This window comes from Bradyrhizobium sp. McL0615 (assembly GCF_049993905.1).
GTDB lineage: Bacteria > Pseudomonadota > Alphaproteobacteria > Rhizobiales > Xanthobacteraceae > Bradyrhizobium.
Map to the genome: position 1 here is coordinate 2,537,628 of NZ_CP188254.1, position 23,904 is coordinate 2,561,531.

Annotated in this window: 21 protein-coding genes; 12 read left to right on the plus strand and 9 right to left on the minus strand. The window is 63.2% G+C overall.

Annotated elements, in window-relative coordinates; all coding sequences use genetic code 11:
- Nucleotides 1–387 precede the first annotated feature (387 nt).
- Both ACPPVP_RS12210 and ACPPVP_RS12215 read left to right on the plus strand, forming a co-directional pair.
- A complete protein-coding gene (locus tag ACPPVP_RS12210; RefSeq protein WP_426534442.1) occupies nucleotides 388–1,668 on the plus strand; it encodes an amidohydrolase family protein in 1,281 nt (426 codons plus the stop codon).
- A gap of 131 nt (nucleotides 1,669–1,799) precedes the next feature.
- A complete protein-coding gene (locus ACPPVP_RS12215) occupies nucleotides 1,800–2,546 on the plus strand; it encodes an endonuclease/exonuclease/phosphatase family protein (protein ID WP_426534443.1) in 747 nt (248 codons plus the stop codon).
- 43 nt (nucleotides 2,547–2,589) lie between these two features.
- Here ACPPVP_RS12215 and ACPPVP_RS12220 read toward each other — a convergent pair whose 3' ends face one another.
- Nucleotides 2,590–3,468 (minus strand): DMT family transporter, encoded by an 879-nt coding sequence (locus ACPPVP_RS12220; protein WP_426534445.1) that lies wholly within the window; start codon nucleotides 3,466–3,468, stop codon nucleotides 2,590–2,592.
- Nucleotides 3,469–3,475: 7 nt separating this feature from the next.
- Entirely contained in the window at nucleotides 3,476–5,116 is a 1,641-nt protein-coding gene (locus ACPPVP_RS12225) for an FAD-dependent oxidoreductase (protein ID WP_426534447.1), read from the minus strand.
- Nucleotides 5,117–5,216: 100 nt separating this feature from the next.
- Between ACPPVP_RS12225 and ACPPVP_RS12230 the strand changes: the two genes are divergently transcribed.
- From ACPPVP_RS12230 to ACPPVP_RS12255, 6 genes are all read left to right on the plus strand, one after another.
- The gene (locus tag ACPPVP_RS12230; protein WP_426534449.1) at nucleotides 5,217–6,203 is read left to right on the plus strand and encodes a Bug family tripartite tricarboxylate transporter substrate binding protein; all 987 of its coding nucleotides are present in this window, start codon (nucleotides 5,217–5,219) and stop codon (nucleotides 6,201–6,203) included.
- A 116-nt stretch (nucleotides 6,204–6,319) separates the two neighbouring features.
- Complete coding sequence (locus tag ACPPVP_RS12235; protein WP_426534451.1) at nucleotides 6,320–6,601, plus strand: helix-turn-helix domain-containing protein; 282 nt, start codon at nucleotides 6,320–6,322, stop codon at nucleotides 6,599–6,601.
- A 399-nt stretch (nucleotides 6,602–7,000) separates the two neighbouring features.
- Entirely contained in the window at nucleotides 7,001–8,596 is a 1,596-nt protein-coding gene (locus ACPPVP_RS12240; protein ID WP_426534453.1) for a flavin monoamine oxidase family protein, read from the plus strand.
- Between the two features lie 45 nt (nucleotides 8,597–8,641).
- On the plus strand, nucleotides 8,642–9,073 hold the full coding sequence (locus tag ACPPVP_RS12245; RefSeq protein WP_426534455.1) for a c-type cytochrome: 432 nt from the start codon (nucleotides 8,642–8,644) through the stop codon (nucleotides 9,071–9,073).
- A gap of 18 nt (nucleotides 9,074–9,091) precedes the next feature.
- Nucleotides 9,092–9,583 (plus strand): RidA family protein, encoded by a 492-nt coding sequence (locus ACPPVP_RS12250; RefSeq protein WP_426534457.1) that lies wholly within the window; start codon nucleotides 9,092–9,094, stop codon nucleotides 9,581–9,583.
- Nucleotides 9,584–9,596: 13 nt separating this feature from the next.
- Nucleotides 9,597–11,021, plus strand: coding sequence for a M20/M25/M40 family metallo-hydrolase (locus ACPPVP_RS12255; RefSeq protein WP_426534459.1), 1,425 nt, complete (start codon nucleotides 9,597–9,599; stop codon nucleotides 11,019–11,021).
- A 102-nt stretch (nucleotides 11,022–11,123) separates the two neighbouring features.
- On the opposite strand, the gene ACPPVP_RS12260 is transcribed toward ACPPVP_RS12255, so the two are convergent.
- Entirely contained in the window at nucleotides 11,124–12,368 is a 1,245-nt protein-coding gene (locus ACPPVP_RS12260) for a PLP-dependent aminotransferase family protein (RefSeq protein WP_426534461.1), read from the minus strand.
- 70 nt (nucleotides 12,369–12,438) lie between these two features.
- A complete protein-coding gene (locus tag ACPPVP_RS12265; protein ID WP_426534463.1) occupies nucleotides 12,439–12,957 on the minus strand; it encodes a DUF3124 domain-containing protein in 519 nt (172 codons plus the stop codon).
- Between the two features lie 76 nt (nucleotides 12,958–13,033).
- Between ACPPVP_RS12265 and ACPPVP_RS12270 the strand changes: the two genes are divergently transcribed.
- The gene (locus ACPPVP_RS12270) at nucleotides 13,034–14,761 is read left to right on the plus strand and encodes a cation:proton antiporter (RefSeq protein WP_426534465.1); all 1,728 of its coding nucleotides are present in this window, start codon (nucleotides 13,034–13,036) and stop codon (nucleotides 14,759–14,761) included.
- A 204-nt stretch (nucleotides 14,762–14,965) separates the two neighbouring features.
- On the opposite strand, the gene ACPPVP_RS12275 is transcribed toward ACPPVP_RS12270, so the two are convergent.
- From ACPPVP_RS12275 to ACPPVP_RS12285, 3 genes are all read right to left on the minus strand, one after another.
- Complete coding sequence (locus tag ACPPVP_RS12275; protein ID WP_426534467.1) at nucleotides 14,966–16,483, minus strand: tripartite tricarboxylate transporter permease; 1,518 nt, start codon at nucleotides 16,481–16,483, stop codon at nucleotides 14,966–14,968.
- A gap of 62 nt (nucleotides 16,484–16,545) precedes the next feature.
- Nucleotides 16,546–17,043, minus strand: a complete 498-nt coding sequence (locus ACPPVP_RS12280) for a tripartite tricarboxylate transporter TctB family protein (protein WP_426534469.1) — start codon at nucleotides 17,041–17,043, stop codon at nucleotides 16,546–16,548.
- A 5-nt stretch (nucleotides 17,044–17,048) separates the two neighbouring features.
- Nucleotides 17,049–18,044 carry a Bug family tripartite tricarboxylate transporter substrate binding protein gene (locus tag ACPPVP_RS12285; protein ID WP_426534471.1) on the minus strand — a complete coding sequence of 332 codons (996 nt, stop codon included), beginning with the start codon at nucleotides 18,042–18,044 and terminating at the stop codon, nucleotides 17,049–17,051.
- 206 nt (nucleotides 18,045–18,250) lie between these two features.
- On the opposite strand from ACPPVP_RS12285, the gene ribB reads away from it, so the two are divergent.
- From ribB to ACPPVP_RS12300, 3 genes are all read left to right on the plus strand, one after another.
- On the plus strand, nucleotides 18,251–19,327 hold the full coding sequence (gene ribB / locus ACPPVP_RS12290; protein WP_426534473.1) for a 3,4-dihydroxy-2-butanone-4-phosphate synthase: 1,077 nt from the start codon (nucleotides 18,251–18,253) through the stop codon (nucleotides 19,325–19,327).
- Between the two features lie 126 nt (nucleotides 19,328–19,453).
- Nucleotides 19,454–20,668: an acyl-CoA dehydrogenase gene (locus ACPPVP_RS12295; RefSeq protein ID WP_426534475.1), complete on the plus strand. Its 1,215-nt coding sequence runs from the start codon at nucleotides 19,454–19,456 to the stop codon at nucleotides 20,666–20,668.
- 182 nt (nucleotides 20,669–20,850) lie between these two features.
- Nucleotides 20,851–21,771, plus strand: a complete 921-nt coding sequence (locus tag ACPPVP_RS12300) for an MBL fold metallo-hydrolase (RefSeq protein ID WP_426534477.1) — start codon at nucleotides 20,851–20,853, stop codon at nucleotides 21,769–21,771.
- Between the two features lie 12 nt (nucleotides 21,772–21,783).
- On the opposite strand, the gene ACPPVP_RS12305 is transcribed toward ACPPVP_RS12300, so the two are convergent.
- Together ACPPVP_RS12305 and ACPPVP_RS12310 are read right to left on the minus strand one after the other, a co-directional pair.
- A complete protein-coding gene (locus tag ACPPVP_RS12305) occupies nucleotides 21,784–22,986 on the minus strand; it encodes an ATP-grasp domain-containing protein (protein WP_426534479.1) in 1,203 nt (400 codons plus the stop codon).
- Nucleotides 22,987–23,040: 54 nt separating this feature from the next.
- On the minus strand, nucleotides 23,041–23,889 hold the full coding sequence (locus ACPPVP_RS12310) for a DUF1499 domain-containing protein (RefSeq protein WP_426534481.1): 849 nt from the start codon (nucleotides 23,887–23,889) through the stop codon (nucleotides 23,041–23,043).
- Between the last annotated feature and the right edge of the window lie 15 nt (nucleotides 23,890–23,904).

The window sequence follows — 23,904 nt, forward strand, 5'->3', positions numbered from 1 at the left end:
TCGCAGCGAACGTTCCCTCGGAACTTGAAGAGAATTCTGAATGGTTATTCAGACACTCATGGTTGCGAGCGAGGGCGTTAGACTTTTGGCCGGTCTGGTCGGATGAGTGGAGCGAAGCGATACCCATCGCGCACCAACACTGGCGTTGATGGGTTTCGCTTCCGCCTTCGCTCGTTGAGCTACGGCGGACAAGTCGCTCTACCCATCCTGCGTAGCGACGCCGGTGGACAGTCAGTTTGAGCTCTGGCGGCCAAACGCGCGCGTCTGCCCACACCGAGATCACCGGCGTCCCCGTTGGCTTTGCGTGGGAAGATGCACGCCCTGCTTGCGGAAAGCCGGAGCCCGGCGCATCATCCGACCCATAAAAAACACAGGGGGAGCGTTGCCATGAGCGAAGTTTCACGCCGTCATTTTCTGAGCCTGACCGGATCGGCCGCTATCGCTGCCGCGTCCGGCGGCGCCAACGCCGCGATGGGGCCGAACGACAAGTTCGACCTCGTGATCAAGGGAGGCGACGTGCTGGACCCCAGCCAGTCGCTCAGGGGCAAGCGCGACATCGGCATTCGCTGGGGCGTGATCGAGGCGGTCGAGAACGATATTCCGGCCGCGCGCGCCGCTAAGACCATCGACGCCTCGGGCAAACTGGTGACGCCCGGCCTGATCGACCTGCATTCCCACGTCTATCCTTACGGCTCGGCGATCGGCATTCCCGCCGACGAACTGGTGCAGGCGCAGGCCACCACCACGGTGGTGTCGGCGGGCGACGCCGGCGTCAACAATCTCGCCGCGCTGCGGCGCTACATCGTGGCGCAATCGCGGGCGCGGATTTACGCCTTCGTCCATATCGCCAATAACGGCCTGTCCGGCTTCCCGGTCGCCGAGCTCTACAACATCGATTATGCGCAAGTGGAAGCCTGCGCGATGGCCCTGGCGGAAAATCCGGATTTCCTGCTCGGCGTAAAAGTGCGGATGTCGGAGAACGTCATCGCCAAGCATGGCGTCGAGCCGCTGAAGCGCGGCATCAAGGCCTGCGAAATGTCCGGCTGGCCGGCCAAGATGATGGTGCATATCGGCGGCGTCGAGACCAAGGAATTGATGTCGGAGATTCTCGATTTGCTGCGGCCGGGCGACGTGCTGACCCATTGCTATTCCGGCGCGCCGAACATCGCCGGCGCCTTCACCAACATCGTGCAGGATGGAAAATTGTTGCCGGCGGCGCTTGCCGCCAAGCAGCGCGGCGTGATCTTCGATGTCGGCCATGGCGGCGGCAGTTTTGATTTCACGGTGGCGGAGGTGGCGATAGCAGGCGGCTGCACGCCCGATACGATCTCCTCCGACATCCACGTCTTTTCCGGCAATACGCCGGGCATGCCATATCTGCCGAACGTCATGAGCAAGTTCATCCCGCTGGGATTTACGGTGGAGCAGGTGGTGGCGATGGCGACCGCGGCGCCGGCGAAAATCATCAACCGCGCGCCGAAGATCGGCACGCTGCAGATCGGCGCGCCCGGCGATGTCGCGATCATGGATCTGGTGGAGGGGCAGACCTCGTTCGTCGACACCCGCAACAACAAGCGCGAGGGCAAGCTGCTGCTCAAGCCCGTGCAAACCGTGATCAACGGCGTGCCGTTCGGCCGGCCGTATCAGTCGCCGTTTGCGGTGCGGTGAGGGAGTGGACTGGATAACGCGAAGGCATGCGAACTGGATGAAGGCTGACCGCGGCCTGTCACCTAGCGTCACGTACGCTTTCGGGGCCAAATGGCAAAACCAGGAAATGCTGCAAGCCGAGTAGATGAAAGATGCAATTTCGAGTAGTTACGCTCAATCTCGAGCAAGATCATAAGCGGTGGAAGGAGCGTCGCCCGCTTATTCTTGAAGGCTTACTGACAATGAAACCAGATGTCATTGCGCTGAACGAGGTGAGTATCGTCGAGCAGTCAGCACGAGAGTTACAGAAGGAGTTAAAATCACTTCTGGGTTCGCATTATAACCTCGTTCAGCAGACGAAGGTCAACGGCCTTGCCGCAATCGAGGGAGAAGCGTTACTAACTCGCTTTGCTATAACCGAAACTGCAAACCTGGACTATCAGACACGAGACATGGTGGCCCAGGTCGTTCGCGTGATCGTTGATGATAGGCCAGTAGATGTTTACGTCACACATCTATACATGTCTCGCGGAGACGACGCGCTGCGACTGTTTCAGGTACAGCAGCTCTTGGCTTGGATCGACGCCCGCAACGATGTTTCGGACTGCATCGTTTGCGGAGATTTCAACGCGACGTTGGATATGCCCTCGGCGGCATTGATGGCGACTAGATTTCAGCCGTCTCAAACTTTGCCTACTGCGTTTACACCACTCGCGGCGGCTGATGGTTCGATATCCCATCCTTATTGGCCGCGGATGGACCGATGCATCGATTACATCTGGACGGCTGGTGCGATCAGGACAGTAGCCAGCGGCGTTTGCTTCAATCGGCCCGCTGCGAGCGATCCGTCGTTGTGGCCATCGGATCATGCGGGGGTTTGGGCAGATTTCGAATTTTGATACGATAAACCCGCGCCGATGTATGAGTGCCGTTTCGTCCTGGTCAGCCTGACGGCCGCTGCGTCCTGATATCGCCGATGATGTCGGCAATGACGGCGCCCATCACCAGGGCGCCGCCGGCGAGCACCCGCAGCGTGGGGTATTCGCCAAATCCAACCCAGATCCAGAACGGCATCAGCGGCGTCTCCAGCGTGGAGATCAGCGCCGCCTGGCCGGACGGCAGCAGGCGCGAGCCGAGGAAGAACAGCGTGAGGCCGAGCGCTACCTGAAAGCATCCGAACATCGCGAGAATGAGCAGGTCGAAGCCCGTGATCGCAGCTATCCCGTGGGCGAAGGGAATGCTGATGACGCTGCCCAGGATGTTCGACAGCGCGGCGGCGGCGACCATCGGCGTACTCCTGTGCCGCCGCACCATGACCGTCATCGCGGCGATCGCCAGCGCCATGAAGCAGGCGAGGGCAATACCGAGAATGTCGGAACCGGCGCGCGCTTGACCTACGATGATGATGACGCCGCAGAGCGCCACGACGCTCGCCAGCATGGTTCGCCGATGGGGAATTTCCTTGAGCCATATCCAGGCCAGTCCGGCCGCGAGGAAAGGGCCTGTCGCGATGATGATGGCGACATTGGATACGTCCGTGAGCTGCAGCGAAGGAATGAAGGCGATCATCGCCAATGTCGAAAACGATGCCACGAGCCAGCCGTTGATGTCGATCCTGGCCAGATCCCGCAAGCCGGCGCGGCCCTGCAACAGCACCATCAAGACCATGATCAGGCCGCCGCCGAACAACCCGCGCCAGAACAGGATGGTCCAGGAATCGTAGGGAAGCAGCCGTGTGAAGAACGGCGCGGTGCTCCAGGCGATAGCGGCGGCGACGACAAGGGCAATACCTAGGCGATGCTGGGCGCGCGTCTCCGTCATGTCGGGATCATGCTGGCCCGAGGCCCCGGCCGAGCAACTTGCCCACGAGATGTGCGGGATTGTCAGGGATGGCGTCGCCCCGCCAGGCAACGTGCTGATCGGTGCGCGCAAGAATGAGTTTGCGGGAACCGGGCGGCTGTGCTTCGCCGGCGGCGATATCGACGACCGCGAACGGCACACCGTTGGCGCGCATCGCGTCCGTCAACGGCGCAATCGTTATATCCTGATCGTAGCGCAACAGCGTGTAGCCCGGCCCGAGTGCATCATAGACCAGCCGTCCATCGGACAGCTTCGCAAGTGGAAGCCGGCAGCCCGGCGTCGAGGATGGCGTGAAATCCGCCATCGTAAAACCCGGTTGCTCGGCGCCGTCATAGACGATGATCGGGGACTGATCGTAGAAATAACCGAAGTTGAGGCCGGCGCAGCAATATTGCTGCACGTTCAGATCATAGGCGGCTTGCCCCACCTGCTTGCGCACGGCGTCGCCTTCCGGCCCCGGCTGTTCGATTTCATCGGGTACGGTGCGGCGCTGGCTCAGCACCTTGCCGGCCATGTCCATGGCAAAGCGCGACACCTGCTCGGTGATGGGAAGGCGCTCGGCCTCGTAGGCATCGAGGATGCCGATGCCCGCCCATCCCTGCAGATGGGCCGCGAGCAGCCATGCGAGGTTGGTGGCGTCCGCGATGCCGGCATTCATGCCGTAGCCGGCATAGGGCATCCACAGATGCGCGGCGTCGCCGCAGATGAAGGCGCGCCCTTTGCGAAAGCGGTCGGCGACGAGGCGGCGGCCGACCCAGTCTTCCTTGCTGAGGATCTCGTATTCGAAATCGGGACCGACGCCGAGGATGGCGCGGATCGAGGCGTCGCGATCGACCGACTCGAAGGTCTCGTCTTCCTTGTTGAGGTGGTTATGGATCAGCCATTTTTCGCGGCCGTCGATCGCAACCATCGTGCCGCAGCGCCGCGGATTGAGCGACAGCGTCATCCATGCCGGTGCGTCCATCAAAGCGAGCAGGCCGGGGGCGTGGATATAGGTCGATTGCACGCGCTGGATGATCGGCGTTCCCTGCAGATTGGCGTCGATCGCCTTGCGCACCAGCGAGCGCGCCCCGTCGCATCCGACGATGAAATCGGCGTGAATCTGCGAGACCGTTCCGGTGTCGAGGTTCCGAACGGTCGCAACGATTCCTTCATCGTGTTCGCTGAAATCCTCGAACGCGGTGCGGTTCAGGATCGCAAGCCCGTCGATGGCTGCCGCGTGGTCGAACAGCACGGGCTCCATGTCGATCTGGTTGATGCGGTGTGGCGGCTCAGCCGTCGGCCAGCCGGTGTCCGGACCGCCGGTCGCGGTATAGCGATCGCGCCGGCAGGGAATCAGGATGCGCGACAGCTCGATGCCTGTTGCGGTGGTGCGGTAGGAGCAATCATTCGGGTAGTCGGCGGGCAGTCCGGTGTTGCGCAACTTATGCGCGAGTCCGAGCCGTCGAAAAATCTCCATCGAACGTGCCGAGACGTGGTTGCATTTCACGCTCGGCGGTTCGCCCGCAGAGCGTGTTTCCACGACGGTGACACGTATTCCCCTGGTTGCAAGGTCCATCGCCAGCGTTAGTCCAACTGGACCGGCGCCGATCACGAGAACACTAGTCATTAACCTGTCGCTCACTTGTTTGTTGATTGCCGGCATGTCGCTTGTTGCCTTTGGACGTTCATGCATTACTGCTAACCACAGAGATCATCGGGGGCCTTGAATGTTTCCGTCTTTCCGGCGTGCCTTTGTCGGTGCCGTTGCTGTCGCCTTGTCGCTGTCATCGTTCGCGATTGATGCAGCAAACGCATATCCTGATCAACCGATCAAGATCATCGTGACGTTTCCGCCCGGCGGGAGTGCCGATATCGTGATCCGCGCCCTGCAGCCCGTGCTGTCGGAGACACTGGGCCAGACGATCATCATCGAGAACAAGTCGGGCGCGGGCGGCAATATCGGGATCGGGGCGGTGGCGAAGGCTGCGCCTGACGGCTACACGCTCGGTGTCGCCGCGGCCGGCGTGCTGACGGTCAATCCCCACCTCAATCCCGCAGCGATGCCGTTCGATCCGATCAAGGATCTGGCGCCGGTGACGATGCTGGCGGAAATCCCGTTCGTGCTGGTGGCTTCGCAGCAGTCGGGCATTAGCTCGATCGCGGATGTGATTGCGAAGGCCAAGGCGGAACCGCAGGGCATGTCGATCGGCCATGGCGGCAACGGCACCGCGATGCACTTGACCTCGGCGCTGTTCAATCAAAAGGCCGGCACCGGAATTCAGTTGATCGCCTATCGCGGCACCGCGCCGGCCTCGGTCGACGTTCTCGCCGGCCACATCCCGCTCGCCGTGCTGGATATCCCCGCGTCCAAGCAGTTGATCAACGATGGCAAGTTGAAAGCGCTCGGCGTCTCCGCCGCAAAACGTGTGGTCTTCCTGCCCGACGTTTCCCCGCTGGCGGAGCAGGGCCTGAGCGAGTTCGAATCCGTCGGCTGGTTCGGCGTCGTCGCGCCTGCCGGCACGCCGCCCGAAATCATCAGCACGCTGAATGCCGCCTTCGTGAAGGCGTTGGGCGATCCCGCCGCGATCGAGAAAATCCGCATCCTCGGCGCCGAACCCGCGCCGACCTCGCCCGAAGATTTCGCAAAATTCATCCAGAGCGAAAGCGCGAAATGGGGCAAGCTGATCGCCGAGACCGGGATCAAGAGCGAATAGGACGCCATAGCCCCGCAGCCGCTGGGCCCAGTCACGGGACGTCCGGCAACGCATTTGATCCCGATCAATGCGGCGGCCCTTTCGCTTCGCGATCATGGCGGGCGAAAGGATTGAGCGTGGCCCGTAGCGAAAGCCTGTCCCATACCGAGAGGCGTCTGAACCGTCCGGTCCGGCCGATCCTGCGCGACGAGGACGGCCGCCTGCCTCACGAAAGCGAGTTTCTCAGGCAACTCGGGATCCGCGTGCGCGAGATGCGCGCGCTGCGCGGCATGTCGCGCCGGGAGCTCGCCCGCCTGTCCGGTCTTTCCGAGCGCTTCGTGGCGCAGATCGAGGCCGGCAAGGGCAATGTCTCGATCGTACGGCTGTTGCGGATCGCGCTGGTGTTTCGCTGCGAATAGCGTGGCGTTGCGAAATTCATTCGCCGAGCCGCCGATCAATCGGCGTTGAGATCAACCTTTTCCCATAAGCCTCTGAACGGGGAAATCAGGCCGCACCGGCCGCCAAATCTGTTTTGTGCCGCGGTCCTCGAACCAGCGGCCACCAAAAATCATGCCTTTCCCATAGTTCGGATATGCGGTTCGCTCGAGAGCGTCTCCCGACGCCATTTGCTTTTCGATGTATGTACAAAATCTCCTGTACGCTCCCGGAGAGTTGAAGCCGTCGATCTCCTCCCAATCGTTGTTCATTTCCCTGTGGTCGTCCAGATTGCTAACCTCTTAACAGAGTTCCGTGCGGGACGGATTTATCGCTCATCCCTGCCAACGGGACCACATGAGGCTGAAGCAAAGGCCTTGCTCATGATCCATGAAAACACACCGGCATTCACCCGACGCGACTTGCTGAACATGATCGGCACGGCAGCCGGCGGTGGCGCCATGTACCAGGCGATGACATCGCTGGGCTTCGCCGCCGAATCAAACTTCTCTGGCCCACCCCAGCTGGCTGGCGCGAAGAAGGGCAGCAGCGTGCTGATTCTCGGCGCCGGACTGGCCGGCATGGTCGCGGCGCTCGAACTGCGCAATGCCGGCTACAAGGTCACGATCCTGGAATACAACCAGCGTGCAGGTGGACGCTGCTGGTCGATACGCGGTGGCGACACCTTCACCGAGCTCGGCGGCGGCGTGCAGCACTGCCGCTTCGCCAAGGGCGAGTACTTCAACGCTGGTCCCTGGCGCATCCCCTACCACCACTATGCCGTGCTTCATTACTGCCGGCAGCTTGGCGTCGCACTCGAACCGTTCGTGCAGGTCAACTACAACGCCTGGGTCCACTCGAGCACGGCCTATGGCGGCAAGCCGCAGCGCTACCGCCATGTGCAGGCCGACTTCCAGGGTCATGTGGCGGAACTGCTGGGCAAGGCCACGCGCCAGGGCAGTCTTGATTCCGTGCTGACACAAGAAGACAAGGAGAAGCTGCTCGAAGGCCTGCGCCGCTGGGGCGCGCTCGATGCCGAGTTTCGCTACCGCGAAGGCATCGCCACCAGCGCCTGGCGCGGCTACGAGATCGATCCCGGCGGAGGCCTGATGCCGTCGGCGAAGCCATCCAAGCCGCTCGAATTCAGCGAGCTGTTGCAGTCCAGGCTGTGGCGCGCTATCGCCGCCGGCCAAGCCTATGAGTTCCAAAGCACCATGTTCCAGCCGGTGGGCGGCATGGACATGATCGCCAAGGCCTTCGCCGGGAAGGTCGGCAACCTCATCCGGTACCAGGCCCGCGTCACCCGCATCGAACAGAACGAACGTGGCGTGACCGTCACTTTTGCGGACGAGGCCCGCGGCGGCGCGCTGCAGCAGGAAAAGGCCGATTGGTGCCTGTGCACCATCCCGCTGTCGATCCTGAGTCAGATCGACATCCAGGTAGGCGCCGCGATGCAGGCCGCCATCAATGCCGTACCCTACGGCTCGTCGATCAAGGTAGGGCTGCAGTTCAAACGGCGGTTCTGGGAGGAGGACGAGCACATCTACGGCGGCATCACCTATACCGACCTGCCGATTTCGCGCATTTCCTACCCCTCCACGCGCTACGGCGCGTCCGGCCCTGCCGTGGTGCTGGGCGCCTACGTGTTCGATGGGCCCAACTCCTTCGAATTCGGCGCGATGGCTCCGGAGGAGCGCGTCCGTCGCGCCGTGGAGGATGGCAGCCAGATCCATCCGCAGTACGCCCACGAGTTCGACAACGGCATGTCAGTGGCTTGGTACCGCGTGCCCGGCAATCACGGCTGCTACGGCAAATGGACCGACGCGCTGAGAGACCAGCACTACAAGGCCCTGTGCCAGGTGGACGGTCGTATTGCGTTGGCCGGCGAGCACGTCTCCCATATCCCCGCGTGGCAGGAAGGCGCTATCCTTTCCTCACTCGACGCAATCCGGCGCCTGCACGCGCGCGCCACCGCTTGATGGCGAGAGCGACCTGACCATGCACATCACCGACCGCAAATGACCATGAACGCGAGCAATATCCCATACTATCTCGCAAGCGCCATTGCCGTTCTGGCAGTGGTTGTCGCCCAGAGTGCCCAGGCGCAAAGCAGCACGCCCACAACCAGCGTCCAGCCCACGTTCTCGGTGGGACCGAAATTCCAGCAGACCACCGGCGAAGCAATCTACCGGTCGCTGTGTCAGGGCTGCCACATGCCGCAGGGCGAGGGCGCCAAAGGTGCCGGCGCCTATCCCCCGCTGGCCCGCAACAAGAAACTCGAAGCCGGCGGCTATGCGGTCTATCTTGTCGTCAACGGTCAACGCGGCATGCCGCCGTTCGGCGAGATGATGACCGATGGTCAGGTCGCCGAGGTCGTGAATTATGTGCGGACGCATTTCGGCAATAACTTCACCGACGCGGTGACCGCAGCCGACGTCAAGCAGGTGCGCCGCTAGGGGAAAAGGGAGAGGCTTATGCAAAAACGGATCATCTTCGCGCTTGCTGCACTGTTGGCGGCATGTCCGGCGGCGCGGGCCGAGATCGTGCGGCATCCGATCCCGAACTCGACCTTTCCGATCGCACAATCTGTCGAGGTCAGAGGCAACGTCACGACCTATTACGTCAGCGGTCAGGTGCCGCCGGTGGTCAACAAGGACGCCGATCCCGCGAGCCTGCAGGCCTATGGTGACACCAAAATCCAGTCGGTCGGCGTGCTGAACCGGATCAAGACCATTCTCGAAGGCCTTGGGCTCACCATGGGCGACGTGGTGAAGATGCAGGTCTTCCTGGTGCACAGCGGCACGGCGCCGATGGACTTCAAAGGCTTCATGGAGGGCTACACCCAGTTCTTCGGCGGCAGCCAGCCGAATCTGCCGGCGCGCTCGGTCGTCGGCGTCGCAGCGCTCGCCAATCCCGGCTTTCTGGTCGAGATCGAGGTGATCGCGGTCAAGGACAACAGCAAATAAGAGGGGGAGAAAGATGCGTAGATCCACAATCTGGAAGCTTCGTCAGGTGTTGCTTTCGGCGACGCTTGCCTCGACATTGATCGCAGCCGCCGTTGCCGACACTTTGACCCCGCAGCAGCAGTTTGCCTACGACATCTACAAGGAACTCGTCGAGATCAACACGGTGACCGCGACCGGCGACACCGCCAAGGCGGCTGAAGCGATGGCGGCGCGGCTTCGTGCGGCTGGCTTTGCGGATGGTGACGTGCAGGTGTTGCAGTCCGCGCCGCGCAAGGGCAACCTTGTGGTGCGGCTGCGCGGTACCGGCGCGCGCAAGCCGATCCTCCTGCTTGCCCATATCGACGTGGTGCCTGCAAATCACGAGGACTGGTCGGTCGATCCGTTTAAGCTGATCGAGAAAGACGGCTATTACTACGGACGCGGTACCGGCGACGACAAATTCATGGCGGCAACCTTCGTTGCCAACATGATCCGCTACAAGAAGGAGGGTTACAAGCCCGACCGCGATATCATCCTGGCCCTTGAGACCGACGAGGAAATCCTCGACCGTAACGAGGTCGGCATCCAGTGGCTGCTGAAGCACCATCGCGATCTGATCGACGCCGAGTTCGCGCTCAACGAAGGAGGCAGCGTCGGGTTGAAGGACGGCAAGCCGATCCGCAACAGCGTTCAGACCTCGGAAAAGGTCTCGGTCAGCTTCCTCTTGGAAGTAAAGAACAAGGGCGGCCATAGCTCGCTGCCCGCAAAGGACAACGCGATCTATCGGCTGGCGGAAGGGCTGGTCCGGCTCTCGAACTTCAGATTCCCGATGAATCTGAACGAGACGACGCGCGCCTATTTCGATCGCACCGCTCAGTTCGAGGGCGAGCAGACCGCCGCCGACATCCGCGCCGCCCTGTCGGACAAGCCCGACCCGGCGTCGCTGTCGTTCGTCCGGCTCGCGGCCAATCCAGTCTACAATGCGCAGCTCCGCACCACCTGCGTGGCGACGATGCTGGAGGGCGGCCACGCCCTGAACGCGCTGCCGCAGCTTGCGACCGCCAAGGTCAATTGCCGGGTCATGCCGGGCGAGCCGGTCGAAGGCGTCAAGGCGGCGCTTGAGAAGGTGCTCGACGACGATCAGATCAAGGTCACCCAGCTCGAAAAGGCAGTCCTGAGCGCGCCCTCGGCCCTGCACGAGGAGATCATGGGTACGATCGGGAAACTGTCGAAGGAATTCTGGCCGACCGCCGTGATCCTTCCCGTCATGAGCGCGGGGGCAACCGACGGCAGCTATCTGCGCAATGCGGGAATTCCGACCTACGGCCATTCCGGTCTCGCGGGCGACATCAACGACGTTCGCGCCCATGGCAAGGACGAGCGCGTTGCCGTGAAATCGTTCTACCAAGGGCAGGAGTATCTCTATCGCCTGGTGAAGATGCTGTCGGGCGGAGCCTGACAAGCCGCCAGCGATGTTGCCACCAGATGCGATCCTTCACAGGGAAGGACCGAGGCGGAAACCCAATATGACCGATGTGAAAAGCGCACGGGGCCTGAGCGCTCAGCTCCGCGCGCGCTTCTCTACATTCGCAATTCGCTCCGGCACGCCAAACTCCTTGCGGCACACTTCGGCGAGTACGGCGACGCCCTCGCGGATCTGTTCCTGCGAGGGGCTGGCGAAGCACAGCCGCAGCCGGCTGCCGGCATAGGCCTTGTCGGTCGACCATTCCGGCCCAGGATTGATGGCGACGCCCGCTGCAAGCGCGGCCTGATAAAGTTTCAGCGTGTCGACATTGTCGGGCAGTTTCACCCACAGGAAGATGCCGCCCTTGGGATCTTCGAATTCGGCCGCGGTGCCGAACTGCTCGTTGAGCGCTTCCATCAGCGTATCGAGCTTGGCGCGCAGGCCGCGCGTCAGTTTCGGCACATGGGTGGAAAAATGCGGTGCGCAATATTCCGCCAGCACCATCTGCTCCAGTGCGCCGCTTCCGGCATCGGTCTTCAGCGCCAGCATCCGTGACGTCATTTCCCAGGGGGCTACGATGAAACCGACCCGCAGTGCTGGCGCGATCGATTTCGAGAACGAGCCGATGTGAATGACGCCGCCGTGCTGGCTCATGGCGTAGATCGCGGGCGGACGTTCGCCTTTCCAGATCAGGTCGGCGTAGCAATCGTCCTCGAAAATCGGCACGCCATATTGCTGCGACAGCTTCAGCATCTCCGCGCGGCGCGTCTCCGGCATGATCGACCCGGTCGGGTTCTGCACGGTCGGAATGGTGTAGATGTATTTTGGCGTGATGCCGCGGCTCTTGTGGTCGGCAAGCGCTGCCGCCAGCGCGTCCATCCGCATGCCCTCGTCATCCAGGGGAATGCCGACCGCCTTGACGCCGAGCCGCGTCAGGCGGTTCAGCGCGCCCTGATAGGTCTCCTGTTCGACCAGCACGGTGTCGCCGCGCGTCAGCAAGGTCTGATTGACGAGATCGAGCGCCTGCAGCGAGCCCGAGACGATCATGATGTCGTCGGCGCCGCAGGCGATGCCGGCGTCGCGCTTGAGTTTTGCGGTGAGGAATTCGCGCAGGGGACGATAACCCTGCGGGCCGCTGGCGAGCCCGTAGGTCGCCAGCGTCTTGCCCTCGCGCCGGAGCACGGCATTGATCGCGTCGATCAGGCCGTCGACCGGAACCTGGTCGGGGTCGTTGTTGCCGCCGACGAAGCTGTATTTGGCAAGGCCCGTCCACCGCGCTGCCGGCGCCGGCAATCCGGCGGGCAGCAATGGCGCAAAATCGAAGGGGGTTGCGGTGGACATGGATATTCACTCCCGTTTTGTTTTTCGTTGAGAGGGTCTTCCGACCCTCCGGCAGGCTGGTTTTTGCAGGCTAGTTCTTCATAACCCTGATCGGCCGCCCCTGGGTGATGAAGGCATAATGCCCGGGTCCAACGCTGCCGACCATCAGCGCCTCGACCGCAGGTTCGGCGATTTCGCCCGTGGCCGCCCAGTCGACCACGAAATTGGCGCCCGTTCCGCCGCGCACGTCATTTGCGGGAATGAAGACTTCGACGGTCGCGAACGGTTTTAGCGCAACCGGCGACTTGAGGTAGCTGTCCACCATCTTGCCTGATGTGTCGAAATAGGCGATCCGCTTCAGCACCAGCGGCCGGGTTTCGGAGGCGTTGTGGACGCTGAGCGTGACCGAAAAATCCGCCCGCAGCTTGCCTTGGCTCATCGAGACGCTGGAATAGACCGGCACATAGAATGCGCCTGCGACGGCGAGATTTTCCGCCGGCACCGCGGTGAGGGAGGCTGCAAAATTTTGTTCGATGGCCCCGGCCTGCGCGCGGGCCGCCGGGCCATACAGGATCGACAGCGCGGCCAGAATCGCGAGAAAAGCCCCCATTCTATGGCTGTGACACATTGCTTGTTTGACCCCTGCGTCGGGACCTCTAGGTTGGGGTAGGGGCAAGATCGGAACCATGCACGAACTTATTCGCGATATCACCTTATGTATCCTGTTCGCCTGGGTGCTCGGCCTGTTGGCGCATTTTTCCCGGCAGCCGCTGATCCTGGCCTACCTTATCGCCGGGTTCCTCATTGGTCCATTCGGCGTGGGCTTGGTCAAGTCCCAGGATTCGATCAACGTCATCTCCGAACTCGGCCTGATCTTCATGCTGTTCATGATCGGGCTGGAAATCGACCTGAAGAAGATCGTGCGCGCCGGCAAGGTCATCCTGTTTGCCGCGGGCGGGCAGTTGATCGGCGGTTGCCTGCTCGGGATATTGTTCTTTATTGGGATCGGCCTGTCGATGGGCGGCGGCCATTTCGACGCGCTCTATCTCTGCGTCGCCTGCGCGCTGTCGAGCACGGTGATCATCGTCAAGGTGCTCTACGAGAAGCGCGAACTCGACACGCTGCCGGGCCGGGTCACGCTCGGCGTGCTGGTGCTGCAGGACATTTTTGCAATCCTGTTCCTGGCGGTGCAGCCGAGCCTCGATAATCTGCAAGTGAGCGTGATCCTGATCTCGATCGCCCGGGTCGGCGTGCTGGTGACGACCGCGCTGGTGCTGAGCCGCTACGTGCTGCCGAGGCTGTTTCACCAGATCGCGCGGCGGCCGGAACTGATCCTGCTCGGCGCGCTGGCCTGGTGCTTCCTGATTGGCGAGATCGCCGAAAAACTGCATCTGTCGCGCGAGATGGGCTCGCTGGTGGCGGGCGTTTCGCTGTCGACCTTCCCCTATGCGCTCGACGTCACGGCCAAGGTGACCACGCTGCGCGACTTCTTCATCACGCTGTTCTTCGTCTCGCTCGGCATGACGATCCCGATCCCGGGAGCGTCGGTGATCGGGCTGGCGCTGATGATTGCGGCGTTTACCGTCGTCAGTCGCGTGGTGACGACGTTCGTGCCGCTCTATCTGATGAAGCAGGGTCTGCGCGCGAGCCTGTTGCCGGCGATCAACCTGGCGCAGATCTCGGAATTCTCGCTGGTCGTCATCCAGACCGGCGTTGCGGCGCATCATATCAGCACCGAGACGTCGAGCGCGGCGTCGTTCGCTTTCGTGGTGCTGGCGGTCTTGAGCACCTTTGTGATGGGCCGCAGCGACCAGGTGACGCGCGGCCTGATCGGTCCCCTGAAGCGGATCGGCCTGCGCGATCTCGATCACAAGCATGACGCCGACGCCGGCCAAGAGGGCGGGCACGGGGAGGCGCGGCGGATCGTCATTCTCGGTTTCTTTCGCGCGGCCAGCGCCCTGTTGAGCGAGATCGAGCGGCGCAGTCCTGATGTGCTCGAACAGATCACCGTGATCGATTTCAATCCGCTGGTGTTCCGCACCTTGACCGACCGCGGGATGCACGTGGTCTATGGCGACATCAGCAGCGTCGATACGCTGGTGCATGCCGGCGTCGGCAAGTCCGAACTGATCATCCTCAGCATCCCGGACTCGCTGTTGAAGGGCGCCGACAACGAAAAGCTGGTCCGGCATGTCCGCTCGCTGAATCCGACCGCCAAGATCGTCGCGACCGCGGAGATTTTGGCCGACGTCAACGATCTCTACGAGGCCGGCGCCGATTACGTCACCGTGACCAGGCTCAGCGACGCCCACGAGCTCTATAAGGTGATCGAGGCCGCGCAAGCCGGGCTGCTGGAGGACAAGCGCGCCGAAACCGACGCGCTGCTCAGCGAGCGCCGCGAGGTGCTGCCGTAGGAGTGAGAAGCGATGGTGCTAGCTTCTCCCTCGCCCCGCTCTTGCGGGGCGAGGGTAGGGTGAGGGGCGCCTCTGCGACGGCGGTGTTCTTCGAAGCACCTGTACCCCCTCACCCGGATCGCAAGTGCGATCCGACCTCTCCCCGCAAGCGGAGCGAGGTTGGGAGTTTGCGATTTCTGACTGGGATGATCACGCGCACAGCGATTACAAACTACTGTCCTGCGCCATCGCCTCGGCAAATGCCGCGCGTCGGCGGGCGATGAAGCCGGCGATCAGGATCGCGGCGACCAATAGCCAAATCGCGACCGCGATCGGGCTCTCGACATAGATCCAGGGATCGCCCTGGCTCAGGAATAGCGCCTCGCGAAAATGCTTCTCGATGTTCGGCCCGAGGATGAGGCCGACCACCAGCGGCGCGAGCTGGAACTTCATCTTGTTGAAGAAATAGCCGAGGACGCCGGCGCCGAGCAGCACCCAGACGTCGAAGATGCTGTTGCGGACGCTGTAGGTGCCGATCACCGACAGCACCAGCAGCAGCGGAATGAACAGATAGTGCGGAATCCGTAAGAGGCTCACCCAGACGCCGACCATCGGGATATTCAGCGCCAACAGCATGACATTGCCGATGTAGGCCGAGGCGATCAGGCCCCAGAAGATTTCCGGATGCTGGGTGATCAACAGCGGCCCGGGCTGAATGCCCTGCACCAGCATGGCCGAGATCATCAGCGCCGCGATCGGCGTGAAGGGAATGCCGAGCGCGAGCAGCGGCACCAGCGAGGCGGTGGCCGCCGAATTGTTGGCGGCTTCCGGGCCGGCGACGCCTTCGATGGCGCCGCTGCCGATTTCCGCGCCGTATTTCGACGTCGCCTTTTCCAGCCGGTAGGAGGCGAACGAGGCCAGCGTCGCTGCAGGCCCGGGCACCAGGCCAAACAAAAAGCCGAGGAACGTGCCGCGCAGCCATGATGGCACCGCGCGTTTCCATTCGGTGCGTGTCGGCAGCAGCTCGCGCATCTTGACCGACTGCGGCTTGTTCGCGGCATGCGCCCGGTCCTCGACCAGCAGCATCAGTTCGGCAAAACCGTAAAGCCCGACCACGACGGGCACCAGCGAGACGCCTTCGGCGAGATCGGGAATTCCAAACGTGAAGCGGGTCTCGCCGGTGACCGCTTCCTGGCCGATGGTCCCGAGCATCAATCCGATCGTCATCGGCAGCAGCGCGGATGCCAGCGTGCCGCCCGATATCCGCGACATCACGACCAGGCCGCCTGCGGTGAGCGCGAAAAATTCCGCAGGCCCGAACAGGATCGCGACCTGGGCGAGATAGGAGGAAAACATCATGACGCCGATGACAGCGAGGGTGCCGCCGATGAAGGAGCCGACGGCGACGATGGTCAGCGTCGCGCCGGCGCGGCCCTTCTTGGCGAGCTGATAGCCGTCGATCGCGGTGACGACGGAAGCGGATTCGCCGGGGATGTTGAGCAGGATCGCGGTGGTCGAGCCGCCATACATCGAGCCGTAGAAGATGCCGGCCATCATGATCAGGCCGGCCGTCGGGTCGAGCGAGAAAGTCAGCGGCAGGATCAGGGCGACGCCGGCGACCGGGCCGAGCCCGGGCAGCACGCCGATCGCGGTCCCTGCGAATGCGCCGACGAAGGCCGCCAGCAAATTGGCCGGCGTCGCCGCAACGCTCAATCCATACAGCAGGCCCTGGAGGGAATTCATTTCATTCTCCTGCCGTCATTCCGGGTTCGACGCTTCGCGTCGCCCCGAAATGACGGGGCGTGTCAAAACAGCCATTGCCGGAACACGCCGCCGGGCATCTGCACTTTCAGAAGCCGGACGAAGAACCACTCGAAGCAGAGCGCAATGACGATGGCGTAGGCTGCGAGCCGCAGCGGCGATCGGCCGGGATCATCCGACAGCAGCCACATGCTGGCGAACAGGAACAGCGCCGAGGCGACCATGTTGCCGACGACCGGCATCACCAGGAAGTAGAGCGCGAACGCGGCGAGCAGCAGGAGCAGCCGGCGAAGATCGCTGCCGGCCGGCAGCGTAAAGATCGCCGGCATCGCTTCGTCGCCGCTGCCACGCCGTTCGAACAGCACCGACAGTCCCGAGATTGCCAGCAGGGCGCCCAGCGCGATCGGAAAGATCGCCGCGCCCGGCTTGTGCCATCGCCCGACCGACAGCGTCTGCCAGGCGTTCGTCACGCAGAGGGCGGACAGCAGCAACGCGAAAAGGGCGGTGATCCGCCGCGCCGAGCCGAGCGAAATACTTCGCACCGGCGTCACTTGTCGTCGTCCAGGAACTTGATGACGTCGCGGAACTTGCCGTCATAGCCGGCCAGTTCCTTTTTCATGTCGTCGCCGAATTTCGGATCCCAGGTGTAGCCGTTGGTCTTCAGGAAATTCTTGAACTCCTCGCTCTCGACGATGACTTTCGAGACCGCGAGCAGCTTTTCCAGCACAGCCTTCGGGAGGCCGTTGGGGGCGATCACGTAATAGCCGACAGGAAAGGTGTCCTTCCACGGCGTCTCGCCGATCGGCTTGGCTTCCGGAAGCAGCTCGTATTTGCCTTCCTGGAACACCGCCAGCACCCGCAGCTTGCCGGCGTCGATCTGGCCTTTCATGCCGGGCGCAAAGCCGGCGGTGCCGTCGACCCGGCCGCCCAGCGCCGCCAGCGTCGCTTCGCCGCCACCGCCGGTAAACGGCACCGTGGCGATGCGCAGGCCCGCCAGCTTGTTGAGTTGCTGGATGGCGATGTCGTTGATGGAGCGCAGCCCGGACACTGAAACCTTCAGCTTGCGCGGGTTGGCCTTGGCTTCAGCGAGGAAGTCGTCGAGCGTCTTCCATCGCGCCTCCGCCGGCACCGCCAGGATGACCGGCAGGTCCGACAGTTTTGCGATCGACTGGTAGTCGTTGGCCGATTTCCAGGCCAGCCCCTTCATTTCGTGCGGCTGGTACGCCAGCGACGAACTGGACCCCAGCCCGATGGTATAACCGTCTGGCGCGGCGCGGATCACCGCGCCGGTGCCGATGGTCGCGGAAGCGCCGGGCTTGTTCTCGACGATGACCTTGACCTTGAGTTGCTTCTCCAGCAGCTCGGCATATTTACGACTGATCGGGTCGGTCGAGCCGCCCGGCGCGTAGGGTACATAGAAGGTGATGTCGCGGGTCGGCCACTCGTCCGCGGCGCGCGAAGGCTGCGATACGCCCGCGACCGCCGCCAGCAGCGTCAATCCGACCCATGCCATCCGACGGAAATTCGATGGACGACGCATCATGTCTCTTCCCCGACGTCTGTTTCTTGTTCTTATGAAGTGACCATGGCGATTGATGCCTGACCTCGTCAATGATTATTGCCATGCCGGTCCGTTGTAGCAGGGCTTCCGTCAAGCCGGCCGGCGACGTTCTGCCCTGCGTATTGACGCTGGCGCAGACCATTGAGTCCGGCTAATGCACTGGCTGCAAATAGCGAGATGTTGGGAAAATGGCCGATACTATCCAGGAAGTTCTGCAAGCCTTTGCCAAGGGTGAACTCGTCGTCGTTACCGACGACGACGATCGCGAGGGCGAGGGCGATCTGATCGTCGCGGCGTCGTTCTGCACGGCGGAAAAGATGGCGTTCATCATCCGCCATACCTCCGGCATCGTCTGCGCACCGATCACCACCGACGACGCCCGCCGGCTGCGGCTCGATCCGATGGTGGCGCATAACGAGTCCAACCACACCACCGCCTTCACGGTGTCGATCGACTACAAGCCCGATGGCGGCACCGGCATTTCGGCGGATGAACGCGCCTCGTGCTGCCGCGCGCTCGCCAATCCCAATGCCGGCGCCAATGATTTTGCCCGGCCCGGTCACATCTTCCCGCTGATCGCGCGCGACGGCGGCGTGCTGCTGCGCTCCGGCCACACTGAGGCGGCGGTCGATCTCTGCAAGCTCTCAGGGCTGCCGCCGGTCGGCGTCATTTCCGAGTTGATGAACGACGACGGCACCGTGATGAAGGGCGAGCAGGTCGCGCGCTTCGCTGCCACCCACAAGCTCAAGCACGTCACGATCGCTGACATGATCGCCTATCGCCAGGCACGCGAGAAGTTGATCGAGCGGGTCGCGACCTTCACCACCGACAGCCCGATCGGGCCGCTGCAGGGTTATGCCTATCGCTCGCCTTTCGACGAGATCGCGCATGCCGCCTTCGTCTATAACGGCATCGGCGACGGCAAGAACGTGCTGACGCGGCTACACAAGCCGAACATCGTCAAGGATCTCTTCACCGGCCCGGCGCGCATGCAGGTCGTGCTGAGCCATTTTCATAAGGCCGGCCGCGGCGTGCTGGTCTATCTGCGCGACGGTGCGGCCGGAGTTCCCGTTCAGCCGGTCGGCGAACAGAAAACCGCGGAGGCCGATCGCAACCGGCAATGGCGCGAAGTCGGCGTCGGTGCCCAGATCTTGCGCGATCTCGGCATCACCTCGATCGTCAACCTCACGTCCTCGGTGCACGACTACAAGGGACTTTCCGGTTTCGGCATCGAGATCGTCTCCAACGAAAAGTTGGAAGGATGATGTGTCTTCATTCCGGGTTCGTGCTATCGCGCGCCCCGGAATGACGTTCAGAACGTTGCGCTTCGGCCGATAGCGCATTAGTTTGTCAACAATTTCCTTGAGAACAGTGATGCGAAAGGGACTTTCATGAGCGTGCGCCCTCAGACCAAGGACAAGCCGGCGGCGGCTTCCTTCCAGTGGGACGATCCGTTCCTGCTCGACGACCAGCTCACCGAAGATGAGCGCATGATCCGCGACACGGCGCGTGCCTATGCGCAGGACAAGTTGTTGCCGCGCATCGTCAAGGCCTATCTCGAAGAGAAGACCGATCGTGAGATCTTCAACGAGATGGGCGAACTCGGCCTGATCGGTATCACGCTGCCGGAGGAATATGGCTGCGCCAATGCGAGCTACGTCGCCTATGGCCTGGTGGCGCGCGAGATCGAGCGCGTCGATTCCGGCTATCGCTCGATGAACTCGGTGCAGTCGTCGCTGGTGATGTATCCGATCTACGCCTATGGCGACGAGAACCAGCGCAAGAAATACCTGCCGAAGCTCGCCACCGGCGAGTGGGTCGGCTGCTTCGGTCTGACCGAGCCGGACGCCGGTTCCGATCCCAACGGCATGAAGACCCGCGCCGAGAAGGTCGCCGACGGCTACCGGCTGACCGGCAGCAAGATGTGGATTTCCAACGCGCCGATCGCCGACGTCTTTGTCGTCTGGGCGAAGTCCGCCGCGCATGACAACCAGATCCGCGGCTTCATTCTCGAAAAGGGCATGAAGGGCCTGTCGGCGCCAAAGATCGGCGGCAAGCTGTCCTTGCGCGCTTCCATCACCGGCGAGATCGTGATGGATGGCGTGGTGGTGCCGGAAGACGCGCTGCTGCCCAACGTGAGCGGCCTGAAGGGCCCGTTCGGCTGCCTCAACCGCGCCCGCTACGGCATTTCCTGGGGCGCGATGGGCGCCGCGGAAGACTGCATGCATCGCGCGCGGCAATACACGCTCGACCGCAAGCAGTTCGGCCGGCCCTTAGCGGCAACCCAACTGGTGCAGAAGAAGCTCGCCGACATGGAGACCGAAATCGCGCTGGGCCTGCAGGCCTCGTTGCGCGTCGGCCGCCTGATGGACGAGGGCAAGATGGCCCCGGAGATGATCTCGATCGTCAAGCGCAACAATTGCGGCAAGGCGCTCGATATCGCCCGCGTGTCCCGCGACATGCACGGCGGCAACGGCATCCAGATCGAGTACCACGTGATGCGGCATACCGCGAATTTGGAAACCGTGAACACCTATGAAGGCACCCACGACGTCCACGCCCTGATCCTGGGCCGAGCGATCACGGGTATTCAGGCGTTTTCGTAACTCCGGTCGCGAGGAAGCCCGGCCGTGCCCTCATTCTCCACTGTCATCGTCCGCGAAGGCGGACGATCCAGTACTCCGGGAGATCTCGTTTCATTTCGAACGTCGGCGATTACTGGATACCCCGCCTTCGCGGGGTATGACGACTGAGGTCGTTTGACCAGTTCGCCGCTTAGGAACTTCTCATGGCCGACAACGACGACATCCCGTTCAACCGAGATTTTCCGCTCAAGCCGGGCGTCGCCGATGAAGCCCGCCCCGGCGTGCGACGCGTCCTCTGCAACAATCCGAGCCCGTTCACCTTCACCGGCACGGTCAGCTACATCGTGGGCAAGGGCAAGGTCGCGATCATCGATCCCGGCCCCGATGACGAGGCGCATGCCAAGGCGCTGCTCGACGCCGTGCGTGGCGAGACCGTGACGCATATTCTGGTCACCCATACCCATCGCGACCACTCGCCGAACACCGCGCGGATCAAGGCTGCCACCGGCGCGCCCGTCTATGCCGAGGGGCCGCACCGCGCCTCGCGGCCGCGCTTCGAGAGCGAGAAGCATAATCCGGAATCCGGCGCCGACCGCGATTTCAGGCCCGATATCGAAGTGAAGAACGGCGATATGATCGAAGGGCAGGGCTGGGCGCTGGAGGCGGTCGCAACGCCGGGCCACACCGCCAATCATCTGGCGTTCGCCTGGCCGGAGCGAAAGATCAACTTCGTCGGCGATCACGTAATGGGCTGGTCGACTTCGATCGTCGCTCCGCCGGACGGTTCGATGATCGACTACATGGCCTCGCTGGCGCGGCTGGAAGCCCGCGACGAGGATCTGTATTTTTCAGGCCACGGGCCGGAAATTCCGGAGGGGCCGCGCTACGTCCGCTTCCTGACCCGGCACCGTCAGGCCCGCGAAGCCTCGATCCTGCATCGCCTCGCCAAGGGCGAGGCGGATATTCCGACCATGGTGCGCGCGATCTATATCGGCCTCGACCCGCGGCTGACCAATGCCGCCGGCTATTCCGTGCTGGCCCATCTGGAAGACCTTGTCACCCGTGGCATCGTGGCGACGGACGGCGATCCCGTGATCGGCGGAACGTACCGGATGGCGTCCTGATTCCAAGACGCGTCAGCGCTCGCTCGCCGAGATGATCTTGCGCCAAGCCTCTGGCGTCAGCGAGTAGGGGCCGGTGGCGCCGGCGTGAAACAGGCGCCATAGCGACGGTTTGATCAATGTCGCGAGCACCGCCAGCACGACCGGCAGCGCGGCGATCGGGTCGCCGTCGACCGGCGTCAATTCCTCGGCCGCATCCTTATAGTCGCCACGGCATCGCAGCGCGGCAATCAGCTCGTGCAGCACCGCGCCGCGCCGCCCGTGCTCCGCCGCGCCCAGCACAGACAGCAGAAGTTGGCGCGAGCGCACGCCGTCTTGCCCGGTCGGCACCGCCGGGGGATGACCGCCCCGGGCGAGTTCGAGCATGGCGCCGACGAGATCGACGCCGGCAATGTGCGCGTTGATCGGCTCGACCAGCCGCGGATTGACGTCGATGACCAGCGGTCCATCACCGGTGACGATGACGTCCATCGAGATGGGCCCATGCCAATCGAGCGCCCGCACCAGCCTCTGCAAATATTCGTCCAGCTTCGGAAGCCGGATGCTTTCCTTCACCGCGGCACCGCCGCCGATGCCCTCGACCACACGCAGGTTGGCGTGATGGGCAACCAGCCGGCCGCGGTCGGCGAGCGCCTGCACCATCGCAAGCGGGCCTGAGGCCTGTGTCTGCACCAACAACTCCTCGGTACCGAGCCCGAGCGCCACCGCTGCGGCGGCGAGTTCGTCCGCCGTGGCGGCGCGGCGGACGCCGGCGCTCGCGGTCGAGATCGCTCGCTTCACGAACACGGGAAACTGCCCGATCGCAGCAAGATCCTCCTTGCTGCGCACGACGACGGAGGCCGGCTGCGGAATGCCGATCGCAAGCAAGGTGCGCCAGGCCTCGATCTTGTCCTGCACGCGGCGCAGCGTGGCGAAATCCGGAACCACGGTCGCCACCTCGAGCCGGCTGCGCTGCGCCGACAGGACCGCCACCTGCTCCTGCGTCGGCAGCAGCACGTCGATGGCGCGCAGCCTGGCGATGCGGTTTGCCGCCGCGAACCAGGCTATCGGGTCGTCGGCGAAGCGCGGCACCCGATGCAGCGCGCGGACATGACGTGTGAAGCGGGTGAGGCAGAACGGCGTCGAGGACAGGATTTCAACGTGGTGACCAAGCGCGCCAAGCCGTGTCGCGACCTGGCGGGAGGTCAGACCGGAACCTTCGCTGAGGAGCACGCGCATGGAGTCATTCCGGATATAGTGGGTTCGGTCTCGCCTCAGGAAGGCGCTAACGCGTCACTTCTTCACCGTCTTCGCCTGCAGTTTGGCCGGCGTTTGCGGCTTCTTCTGCGCTGGCTTGGCGTTGTCGACCGCCGTGTTGATGTCCTCGATCAGCTTGGTCACCCGCGCGGCGTTGCTGCCGAGGTCGCTTTCGAAATAGCGCGATGAGGAGCGGATATCGACGCGCGATTCCTCGCCGTCGGGCGTGATGCGGATCGAGATGTCCTCGCGGAATCCCATGATCGGCGTCCGCGCCACCGCCTCGATGCGGCCGATGCGACGCGGCAGCTGCGGCGGCCGCTCGTCGATCACGAGCCATTTGCGCTTGGTGACCAGCGCCAGCGCCACCTCATAGGCCCGTTGCGGCGGAACTTCGAGCTCCACGGTCTCGATATCGGGATAGGCAATGCGCTGCTGTTCGGCCGAATAGAGCCCGGCATAGACCGCGGAATTGGTGCCGTCGCCGCTGCGCAGCCGCGCCAGCGCCTCGAAGCGCGGCGGATCGATCGGATCGGTGGTGACGTCGTAGATCTTCGGCAGCTTGCGATACTGCAAAGCCAGGTAGGCCGGGTAGGCGAGCAGGACGGTGCTGATCAGGAACGCCAGCAGAATCCGTCCCATGCCGCGCGACCCGTTCTGCCAGATCGCGGCAAAGGCGGCGAGGCCGATCAGGATCGACAGTACGGCGCAACCGAGCGCGCCGAAGAAGGTCGCCAGCGCCGGCTTCATCTCCAGGAAGCCGAAGCGGACGATCAGGATCGAGACCACCACCGCGACCACGGAGAAGATGGCGAGGTTGCGCGACCAGGTGGCGAGGCTGGACACGGGCTCCGACTGGTAGGGAGCGGAAAACCTTCGGGCCATCAGTAAATCTGCCGG

What these genes read in the sequence shown, in the direction of transcription:
- ACPPVP_RS12260 (WP_426534461.1), bottom strand. Translation starts at nt 12,368, where the DNA reads ATGTCCACCGCAACCCCCTTCGATTTTGCGCCATTGCTGCCCGCCGGA.
- ACPPVP_RS12275 (WP_426534467.1), bottom strand. Translation starts at nt 16,483, where the DNA reads ATGAATTCCCTCCAGGGCCTGCTGTATGGATTGAGCGTTGCGGCGACG.
- ACPPVP_RS12265 (WP_426534463.1), bottom strand. Translation starts at nt 12,957, where the DNA reads ATGGGGGCTTTTCTCGCGATTCTGGCCGCGCTGTCGATCCTGTATGGC.
- ACPPVP_RS12240 (WP_426534453.1), top strand. Translation starts at nt 7,001, where the DNA reads ATGATCCATGAAAACACACCGGCATTCACCCGACGCGACTTGCTGAAC.
- ACPPVP_RS12310 (WP_426534481.1), bottom strand. Translation starts at nt 23,889, where the DNA reads ATGGCCCGAAGGTTTTCCGCTCCCTACCAGTCGGAGCCCGTGTCCAGC.
- ACPPVP_RS12245 (WP_426534455.1), top strand. Translation starts at nt 8,642, where the DNA reads ATGAACGCGAGCAATATCCCATACTATCTCGCAAGCGCCATTGCCGTT.
- ACPPVP_RS12300 (WP_426534477.1), top strand. Translation starts at nt 20,851, where the DNA reads ATGGCCGACAACGACGACATCCCGTTCAACCGAGATTTTCCGCTCAAG.
- ribB (WP_426534473.1), top strand. Translation starts at nt 18,251, where the DNA reads ATGGCCGATACTATCCAGGAAGTTCTGCAAGCCTTTGCCAAGGGTGAA.
- ACPPVP_RS12295 (WP_426534475.1), top strand. Translation starts at nt 19,454, where the DNA reads ATGAGCGTGCGCCCTCAGACCAAGGACAAGCCGGCGGCGGCTTCCTTC.
- ACPPVP_RS12230 (WP_426534449.1), top strand. Translation starts at nt 5,217, where the DNA reads ATGTTTCCGTCTTTCCGGCGTGCCTTTGTCGGTGCCGTTGCTGTCGCC.
- ACPPVP_RS12225 (WP_426534447.1), bottom strand. Translation starts at nt 5,116, where the DNA reads ATGACTAGTGTTCTCGTGATCGGCGCCGGTCCAGTTGGACTAACGCTG.
- ACPPVP_RS12255 (WP_426534459.1), top strand. Translation starts at nt 9,597, where the DNA reads ATGCGTAGATCCACAATCTGGAAGCTTCGTCAGGTGTTGCTTTCGGCG.
- ACPPVP_RS12305 (WP_426534479.1), bottom strand. Translation starts at nt 22,986, where the DNA reads ATGCGCGTGCTCCTCAGCGAAGGTTCCGGTCTGACCTCCCGCCAGGTC.
- ACPPVP_RS12250 (WP_426534457.1), top strand. Translation starts at nt 9,092, where the DNA reads ATGCAAAAACGGATCATCTTCGCGCTTGCTGCACTGTTGGCGGCATGT.
- ACPPVP_RS12210 (WP_426534442.1), top strand. Translation starts at nt 388, where the DNA reads ATGAGCGAAGTTTCACGCCGTCATTTTCTGAGCCTGACCGGATCGGCC.
- ACPPVP_RS12270 (WP_426534465.1), top strand. Translation starts at nt 13,034, where the DNA reads ATGCACGAACTTATTCGCGATATCACCTTATGTATCCTGTTCGCCTGG.
- ACPPVP_RS12285 (WP_426534471.1), bottom strand. Translation starts at nt 18,044, where the DNA reads ATGATGCGTCGTCCATCGAATTTCCGTCGGATGGCATGGGTCGGATTG.
- ACPPVP_RS12220 (WP_426534445.1), bottom strand. Translation starts at nt 3,468, where the DNA reads ATGACGGAGACGCGCGCCCAGCATCGCCTAGGTATTGCCCTTGTCGTC.
- ACPPVP_RS12215 (WP_426534443.1), top strand. Translation starts at nt 1,800, where the DNA reads ATGCAATTTCGAGTAGTTACGCTCAATCTCGAGCAAGATCATAAGCGG.